This is a genomic window from Micromonospora peucetia, assembly GCF_900091625.1.
GTDB classification, from domain to species: Bacteria; Actinomycetota; Actinomycetes; order Mycobacteriales; family Micromonosporaceae; genus Micromonospora; species Micromonospora peucetia.
On the sequence record NZ_FMIC01000002.1, the window covers coordinates 7,261,800 to 7,269,546 of the forward strand.

General features: G+C 66.2%; 10 protein-coding genes and 1 pseudogene. 5 read left to right on the top strand and 6 right to left on the bottom strand.

The window, feature by feature from the left end:
- The first annotated feature begins 75 nt into the window (after window positions 1–75).
- Entirely contained in the window at window positions 76–1,584 is a 1,509-nt protein-coding gene (locus GA0070608_RS31725) for an MFS transporter (RefSeq protein ID WP_091619725.1), read from the top strand.
- A pseudogene (locus GA0070608_RS31730) lies at window positions 1,581–2,102 on the top strand (YdeI/OmpD-associated family protein); the annotation flags it as partial. The gene GA0070608_RS31725 and the pseudogene GA0070608_RS31730, both read left to right, overlap by 4 nt.
- A 64-nt stretch (window positions 2,103–2,166) precedes the next feature.
- Here GA0070608_RS31730 and GA0070608_RS31735 read toward each other — a convergent pair.
- Window positions 2,167–2,748, bottom strand: a complete 582-nt coding sequence (locus GA0070608_RS31735) for a GNAT family N-acetyltransferase (protein WP_425413221.1) — start codon at window positions 2,746–2,748, stop codon at window positions 2,167–2,169.
- A gap of 382 nt (window positions 2,749–3,130) precedes the next feature.
- Here GA0070608_RS31735 and GA0070608_RS32950 point away from each other — a divergent pair, with 382 nt between their 5' ends.
- The 3 genes from GA0070608_RS32950 (at window position 3,131) to GA0070608_RS32955 (ending at window position 4,322) form a co-directional block, all read left to right on the top strand.
- Window positions 3,131–3,529 carry a DUF4190 domain-containing protein gene (locus GA0070608_RS32950; protein WP_176733600.1) on the top strand — a complete coding sequence of 133 codons (399 nt, stop codon included), beginning with the start codon at window positions 3,131–3,133 and terminating at the stop codon, window positions 3,527–3,529.
- A 73-nt stretch (window positions 3,530–3,602) separates the two neighbouring features.
- On the top strand, window positions 3,603–4,019 hold the full coding sequence (locus tag GA0070608_RS31745; RefSeq protein ID WP_091619741.1) for a hypothetical protein: 417 nt from the start codon (window positions 3,603–3,605) through the stop codon (window positions 4,017–4,019).
- A gap of 141 nt (window positions 4,020–4,160) precedes the next feature.
- Window positions 4,161–4,322 (top strand): hypothetical protein, encoded by a 162-nt coding sequence (locus tag GA0070608_RS32955; protein WP_176733601.1) that lies wholly within the window; start codon window positions 4,161–4,163, stop codon window positions 4,320–4,322.
- A 14-nt stretch (window positions 4,323–4,336) separates the two neighbouring features.
- Here the strand turns inward: GA0070608_RS32955 and GA0070608_RS31750 are convergent, their stop codons facing one another.
- From GA0070608_RS31750 to GA0070608_RS31770, 5 genes are all read right to left on the bottom strand, one after another.
- A complete protein-coding gene (locus GA0070608_RS31750) occupies window positions 4,337–4,534 on the bottom strand; it encodes a hypothetical protein (RefSeq protein WP_091619744.1) in 198 nt (65 codons plus the stop codon).
- A gap of 258 nt (window positions 4,535–4,792) precedes the next feature.
- Window positions 4,793–4,996, bottom strand: a complete 204-nt coding sequence (locus GA0070608_RS31755) for a hypothetical protein (RefSeq protein ID WP_091633998.1) — start codon at window positions 4,994–4,996, stop codon at window positions 4,793–4,795.
- On the bottom strand, window positions 4,983–5,384 hold the full coding sequence (locus tag GA0070608_RS31760) for a hypothetical protein (protein WP_141719609.1): 402 nt from the start codon (window positions 5,382–5,384) through the stop codon (window positions 4,983–4,985). The genes GA0070608_RS31755 and GA0070608_RS31760 overlap by 14 nt, the downstream gene beginning before the upstream one ends.
- Window positions 5,385–6,219: 835 nt before the next feature.
- Window positions 6,220–6,447, bottom strand: coding sequence for a hypothetical protein (locus GA0070608_RS31765; RefSeq protein WP_091634004.1), 228 nt, complete (start codon window positions 6,445–6,447; stop codon window positions 6,220–6,222).
- A 735-nt stretch (window positions 6,448–7,182) separates the two neighbouring features.
- Window positions 7,183–7,335, bottom strand: a complete 153-nt coding sequence (locus GA0070608_RS31770) for a hypothetical protein (RefSeq protein WP_245716051.1) — start codon at window positions 7,333–7,335, stop codon at window positions 7,183–7,185.
- Window positions 7,336–7,747: the final 412 nt, after the last annotated feature.

Below are 7,747 nucleotides of genomic sequence, written 5' to 3' on the forward strand. Positions count from 1 at the left end.
GGCTGGGTGTACCTGCTGGGTGTACCCACACCAGGTGGCTAGCTGCTCCCGGCTCTGCGCTGGAGCGTTGCCGGCATGACGCAACACACCTCACGCACGACCAACGTCCGAGCTTGGCTCGGTCTGCTGGTCGTCCTCGGCCCGGTGCTCTTGGTCTCGATGGACGGGTCCATCTTGTTCCTCGCAATGCCACGGGTCAGTCAGGCTCTCAATCCCAGCGCTGACCAAGCGCTGTGGATCCTGGATGTCTACGGCTTCTCGGTCGGCTCCCTGCTTATCGCATTCGGAAATATCGGCGACCGCTACGGGCGACTCAAGCTGCTCATGATCGGCGCGGTCTTCTTCGGCATCGGTTCGGCCGCCGCCGCGTTCGCGCCCACACCGGCGCTACTCATCGCCGCCCGTGCCGTGATGGGGATCGCCGGCGCCACCTTGCTTCCGTCCGCCTTGGCGGTGCTCAGTGAGCTGTTCACCGACCCGAAGCGTCGGGCCCAGGCCATCGGCATCTTCGCTGCGGCCTTCGCCGCGGGATTCGCAATCGGGCCGGCCATCGGTGGCGTGCTGCTGGAACGCTTCTGGTGGGGATCGGTGTTCTTGATCAACCTTCCCTTGATCGCGCTGTTCCTGTGTTTCGCACCCATGTTGCTCAGCGAGGTGCAAACCACCCGCCCCGGTCGAGTCGACCCGATGAGTGTCGTGACCTCTGCGGTCGGTCTGCTGCTAGCGATCTACGGGCTCAAGCACGCTGCCGCCGAGGGCCTCTCCGTATCGGCGGCGCTCGCCGGGCTCATGGGGGTCGCCGTGCTGGCATGGTTCGGCGTCCGTCAACGACACCTGGACCATCCACTCATCGACTTCTCTCTCTTCCGGGATCGAGTCTTCACCATCGCGGTGATCACCGGGCTTCTACCGTTGGCCGCGTGGTCAGCAGCCGCCTACCTGGCTGGCATCTACTTGCAGTCCGTCCTTGACATTCCGGTCCTGCAGGCTGCCTTGCTGGCGTTACCGGGAGCCGTTGTGCTCATCACGACTTGCATCATCACCCCTGTGGTGGTCGATCGCGTCGGGAAACGCTCCGCGCTGCTTGTCTGCCACTTCTCCATCGCCACCGGGCTGCTCCTGCTCTTGCCCACCACCATCACTGGCGGGATCGGCTGGTACGTCGCTTCCACTGCGATCGCTGGCATCGGCTATGGCATCTCCTTCGCAGTCGTCGCTGACACCGCCGTCGGCGCGGTCCCGTCCGAGCGAGCAGGCTCAGCAGGCGCGATCGCCGAGACCAGCAACGAGGTCGGTAACGCCCTGGGCATTGCACTGCTCGGCTCTCTGGCAGCACTGCTGTTCCGGCTCCAAGGGCCCGACCTCGCGCCGACCCTGGACGAAACGCTTCAGCTCACCGGCCTGACACAAACGTTGATCACCGACGCCAAGTCAGCCTTCCTCACCGGCATGCACGTGGTCGCAGCTACAGCCAGTTTGTTGCACCTCGTACTCGGCCTCATAGCACTCCGCTGGCTACCCCGTCCCGCCAGGGACGACATCCCGGCTGATGGCAAGCACGGCGAGGCGGTCGAGGCGCGATGACCTGGCAACAGGCGGTTGACGAGGCATTGTGCTTCGGTTGGATCGACGGGCAGGCCCGCAAGCGGGATCAGGAGACCTCTTGGATCCGGTTCACCCCGCGCCGGCACCGCAGTTCCTGGTCACAGCGCAACGTCGCCCACGTGGCCCGGTTGGAGACGCAGGGGCGCATGCTGCTCTCGGGCCGCGCCGCAGTGGAAGCTGCGAGGGCGGACGGGCGGTGGGCGGCTGCCTACGCTCCGCCGTCGGAAGCTGAGGTGCCGGCCGACCTCCTTGCCGCGGTCGCCGCCGACCCCGCCGTCCAGGCCATGTTCGACGTACTCACCAAGACCAACCGCTACGCTTTCATCCACCGCGTCGGCTCCGTCAAGCGGGCTCAGACACGCGAGCGAAAGATCGCCGAGTTCGTCGCGATGCTGGCCCGTCACGAGACGATCTACCCGCAGAAGGCCAAGCCTTCGAGCCCGCCGCAATCGGCACCCTTGATGATCAAGCGCGTGCTTTGCCGCGTTCGAGGATGAGCACGTACGAGAACAGGCCCGGCCGCTGCCGGTCACCCGCTCGTGGGCGGCACGGAAGTGCCGTTCACAGGGGACTCCTGTGTGGCAGGAGGTCAGTGGGGAAAGGTGCGGGGGTGCCGTCGGTCGGCTGGCCCCGCCACATCCGCCAGATCAGTGGCCCTTCGGTGGGCAGGTGGATCGGGGCGCCCTGGCGGTAGCCGAGGCGCTGGTACAGGTCCCTGTTGCGGGTGTTGCTGGCTTCCAGGTACGCCGCCCGGTTGGCCGCGTCGAGGGTCTGGTGGGCGTTGGTGAGCAGCGCCGTTCCGACGCCTCGGCCCTGGTGGCGTGGGTCGACGGCGACGTAGGCGAGGTAGTCGTGTGGAGCATGTGGGTGGTGCGTTTCGAAGATGGCGTCGAGCAGCAGGAACCTCGGGGCGTACCTGCCGGTGGCCCGTTCCACCTCGTAGTAGTGGCCGGTCGATTCCACCAGTGGAACCTGGTCGCGGGTGTACCAGATCGCGACGGCCGACTGGTCGTCGGTGGTGTCCACGCGTCCGTGCTGAAGTCCGTGGTTGAAGACGAGCTTGAAATAGCGGAAGTAGACGGTGCGGCGGTTGGCCGCCACCGCAACCCCACGAGCGATACCACCCACCGCCACCTCAGGCATCATGGCATCGGCCGGAAACGCCGTTGCCGCAGCAGCCTCCGAGAGCAGGGTATCGGCGGACCCGGCCCCGCCGCAGCGGCATCAACCCGCTGGTCGCCACCACCATCCTAGTTACCGCAGTGATGGCCTCATTCGTTGTGTGCGTGTTGGAACCGGTGGTCGGCTGCCCGCTGCTGGCGGTGGCGCTCGCCGTGTACGGGAGTGTGATCGTTGCCAGCCGGCGAGGCAAACCCGGGCGCCGAATCCTCTGAGGCCACCACCGGATGGTGCCGTAGCCGCCACCATCCGGCCACAACCGCAGTCGCCTACCCGACAACGGTGGCGACACCACCCCCGCCCGCCACCAGCATCAGCCAGGCCAAACCGCATCCGAGGAGCCACCTTGACCTACCCGCAGCCCGGACCGCCGTACGGCCCGCCGCCGATCTCCGGCCCGCCCACCAGTCCCGGCTATCCGCCCGCCGGCTACTACCCGCCGCCGCAGGTGATCGTCGCCCAGGTGCCGCCAGCGTCCGGGCTCGCCACCGCATCCATGGTGTTGGGCATCATCGGGGTGCTCGGCGGCTGGTGCCTGTTCGGGCTGCCATGCCTTGCCGCAGTGGTCCTCGGGCATATGGGGCTGCGGGACACTGCGGACGGCCGGAAGTCGGGGCGGGGCATGGCGGTGGCTGGTCTGGTGCTCGGGTATGTGTTCGTTGCCCCGATGATCGTGTTCACGGTGATGATCTTCATGGGTGGGGTGATGGGGGCGGTTTCGCCTACCCCAACCGCAACGCCCTGACAGGTCCGCAAGCTCAAGCCGCTGCTGAAAGAAGCCCGCCCCTCCGCATCAAGAACCACCCGAAGGAGCAGCATTGACCGGGAAGCTCACCCAGGCCGACCAGTACACCGTCATCGGCGACGGACTCGCCGTCGGCTGCCTCGACCTCGGCGTCACCGGACTCACCAGCCGGAAACTCGAACTCGAACTCTCCTTCAACCACGCCTGGCGAAACTTCCCCCTAGCCGCCCGGTTCCCCCAGGTCAAAGCCGACCTGAACCGCTGCGACATCCTCACCATCCTCAACCGCAGCCCCCGCCGCCGCTGGTCCCGCGGCAGCTGGATCCAGAACCGGGCATGGTGGGAGCCTCAACTGCCGGACTCGTACGACGATGCTGGCGAGGTGGCGGAGGACATCGCCAGCGTGTACGGCATCAGCCGGGACCAGTGGACCAGCCTGGCGCGACCACTGGTGGAACGCCTCGGCGACGACTGCGTCCGACGGCAGTGACCTGACGTCCTGCTAATCCATATGCAAAGAAGACCCCGGTCAAGCATCAGCTCGACCGGGGTCTTCGCCTACCCGGCAAGGGAGCGTCAGCTACCCGACACCGTTCACCCGCAGCAACAACCCGCCACTACCGTCCATGCGGTGAGCACCGAAGGTGTCGCCGGAATTGTCGGACTCGTCGCCGTCATCGGCATCGGCTACGCGTGGTGGAACCGCGACCGCGGCGACAGCCACGACGACGGCGAGTACGAAGAGGTGTGGTACGAGGAGTGGCATTACGAGGAACACTGGCGCGAGGACTGAACGCCCCAGGGGTGCTACTCGCACCGGTCTTCGGCGCCCCGCCCGTACAACTCGCAGCAGTCCGGCCGGTGCCGAAACACGGGCAGGGTGCGGCCGTGGCGTTCCTCGCGGTCGCCGGTCCGCTCGTACAGGCACGCACCCCACACGGCCGTCTCGCCGTGGCCGTCGACCACCTGCCCGTCACCGGGACCGTCCCGCAGCAACACCCTCACGCCGGCGACGCTACCCGCGAACGCCCGCGGGTTGCCGCAACTCCCGCAAGGCGCTGAGGCCGCCCAACCTGGCTGGGTTGGGCGGCCTCAGCCATCCCCGCTGGTGGATAGCCACTCGACAGGAAGCGGATTGGCCATGCCGTAAGAATCGGATAGCCTATCCGCCCCTTGCGACCTGGACTGCCGCATAGCAGGTGCTACAGCAGATGGGTAGCAAGTGCCATGGCGTTTGCCACCCGCTTGCCACCAGCGGGCCCGCTAGTCCTCGCCGGGCTCCCAGCCGAACAGGGCAGCCTGCCGGCGGGCATCCGCACGAGCCTTCGTCAGCGCGTCGATCATCGCGCCCATGTCCTCATCCGACAGCAACGACCGGCACGAAAACACCATGTCGTAGTCCCCGCCGGTCACCTGAAACCTCAGGTTGGCGTACGGGCTGTCGCAGCTCGGATCATCGAACGGCACAGCCTGCACCTCCAACACCGGCCCGTGACCCATATCCAACTCCACTCGGTAGGCGGGATGCTTCTCCGGCGGCTCCACGACGTCGCTCACGCCCCAGCACCGCCCGCAGGGTGAGCCGGTAGTCCACGCTGTCCCCGTTGCCCCGGGTCGCCAGCAGACCCGCCGTCACCAGCTCGAACATGAACACCGACAGGGTCATCGCCGAGAACCGGTCGTAGGTGAGCTTCCAGCCCGGGTCGTCGTCCTCGTCGCGCATCGCATCCGACAGCGTGCCCTCGTAGAACTCGTTCGGCCGGTAGTCGAGGATCAGCCCTTCGCCGTCAGCAGCGAGAGACAAGCCATCCGTGAGCGACTGAAGGTAGAAGTGGCGGCGGTTGATGTAGTCCAACCGGTGCTTATCCACTCGTTGGGGCCGACGAAGCGGGCGCCTGTGCGGTAGCCCCACCGGTCGGAGTCGGTGGTGATGTCGTCAGGGGTCAACGGCACGGGGGATCTCCAAGGGTTCCCGGAAGGGTTCCCGGAAGGGTCCCGGAAGGTTCCCGGAAGGTTCCCGGAAGGGTTCCCGGAAGGTATCGGCGGAACTGGTCCCGCTGCGGAACCAGTCTCCGTGTCGGACTAGTCCCGCTGCGGGACCACTACGCGGGCTCCAAACCGAGCGTCAGCAGCCAATCCTCAACGCCGTTGTCAGGGTCCCGCTCGGCCATGCCCTCGATGTACGCCCCGGAAACCCGATCGGCTTCTTGGTGCTCTTGAGCTTGCGAAACGCGTTGTAAAAGGCATCCACCGTCCACACGCCCTTCCCGAAGGTGGTGCCGTCGGAGCGCAGGTGTCCAGCGTTGATGAGGCTGAGGAACGTCGCCCGATCGTCGATTCGCTGCTGGGTAAGCTTCTTGGCTGTGCTGGGTTGCCGCTGGGCGGGAGGATTCCACTCGTCGGCAAAGCGGCTTTGCGTCTCGTCGGCCCCGGAGGGCGAAGCGACCGGAGGGGAGGCTGCTCTGGTCTGATCTTTGGTCTAGTTCATGTTCATCTAGTTGTAGTTCTTCTAGTTCGGGTGCGCTGTGGCTCACTAGGGTGGTGTTCTTCAGCGCACTAGGGGTGGTGTGCTGTGGCGCACCACCCCTAGTGGCGGAGTCTTCGGCCACGACACCAGCAGCAGCGTGTACCGGTTCGTGTCGTTGGCCTCGCCTTGCGTCGCCGCTCTGTCTCGATGAGCCCCGCGGCGGCTAGCTCGGTGAGATAGCGGTCAACCGCCGCGTATTCTTGAACTGCATCCGCTTGGCGAGGTTGCTGCGAGATGGCCAGACGTGGGCGTCGCCGCGCGTGTAGTTGATGTGCCTCAGCAGCAAGCCGTACAGCCAGGCCGCATGGATGGTGAGCTTCCCCGCGGCAACGAAATCCTGGATCTCGGTGGGGATGCGTAGGTGAGAGGTCTCATCGTCGGTGGCGCTCATCGCACACCAGCCGTCGCACAGACGTGCGGGCAAGGAAGACTTCCACCCTAGACATGGGTCGCCTCCTGCTAGGCGATCAGGGCCCGGCGCAAAGGTGCTACCAACACCTGCCGGCCCGTTCTGTATTTGTGCCCCCATCCTACCGTGTGTCCGGATCATGCTGACCGGGGCCGATGGGTCGCAGGCAACGATGAAGCCTCCACCGCGAGCAGGGTGGAGGCATCATCTGCGTCAGGGTGTTACCGCAGCAGACGGCGTCGCTGCGGGCGTGCCCGACGGCGAACCGATGGGCTGACCGTGACCGCCGGAGTTGCAGGCGGCCCCAACGGGGCAACTCCTTCGGCTTACCCGAGACGCACGAGTCCACGAAGAACGCCTCCACCTGGGCGATCCACTCCTCTTGGTCAATGGAAGTTCCCCAACGCCCGGGGCGTCGTCATTGAGAGCAATGTGTGCGGCCTTGCACCGCTCCGCGTCCGGCTTGCCCTCCGACGATGCGATCAGGCTATGCGTCTCCGCGCCCCGGAACGCAACCGTGCGCAGGTAGTCGCGCCTGTCGTCGTAGTCGAGGGAGCAGCCGGTGAGGGTGAGGGCAACAAGTGTTCCTGCCGCCACGGCACGTCCAAGTTTCATGACCGCAGAGCGTAAACCTAGCAGTGCCAAGGGTCATCATACGGCAGGCTGGTTACGTGCCGGCTACGGCATCAGCAGATGTTCACGCCACAGCCACGCAACTCAAGGCACCCGGCCCCGGCGGGTGCGAGACGCCCCGCCTCGCACGCCGGCTTCGGTGAACGGGTACCGCTCGGCCACCACCTGGCCCTCATCGTTGCGGTCCACAAAGTCGGCGGCCAACTCGTCGAACAGGTCGGTGTCGATGACGAGCACCGTCAGGATCTCCCAACCAGAGTGAGCAAGTCCAGGGCGACCCCGAGACAGGCGACCCCGCAGGCGCCCGTCGGCACGCGCCTAAGCCCGACGCTCATCCACAGGTTTCGAGCATTGCTCGGCAGCGGAATCGTGGAGGGGCGATCGTCTTACCTGGAGCTTCGCCTCATCGATACCCGGGCTCGCCGCGCACCCTGAGCTGCAATATCAGCTCGGAAAAGAACTCGCTCCCTGCCCCTTCTAACGTATAGCGCACAGGGGGGCTTGCGACAAGACCCGGGTTGTGCCGCAGAATCGGCGGCCGGACCAGCACCGACGAGGAAATCGGGGGTACGACGTGGGTGCGTTGTCGATGGTCATTGCGGTACGGAGCACGGCTGCCGCGGAGGTATCGCAATGACCGAGCGGTACG

What these genes read in the sequence shown, in the direction of transcription:
- GA0070608_RS31735 (WP_425413221.1), bottom strand. Translation starts at nt 2,748, where the DNA reads ATGCCTGAGGTGGCGGTGGGTGGTATCGCTCGTGGGGTTGCGGTGGCG.
- GA0070608_RS31765 (WP_091634004.1), bottom strand. Translation starts at nt 6,447, where the DNA reads ATGAGCGCCACCGACGATGAGACCTCTCACCTACGCATCCCCACCGAG.
- GA0070608_RS31725 (WP_091619725.1), top strand. Translation starts at nt 76, where the DNA reads ATGACGCAACACACCTCACGCACGACCAACGTCCGAGCTTGGCTCGGT.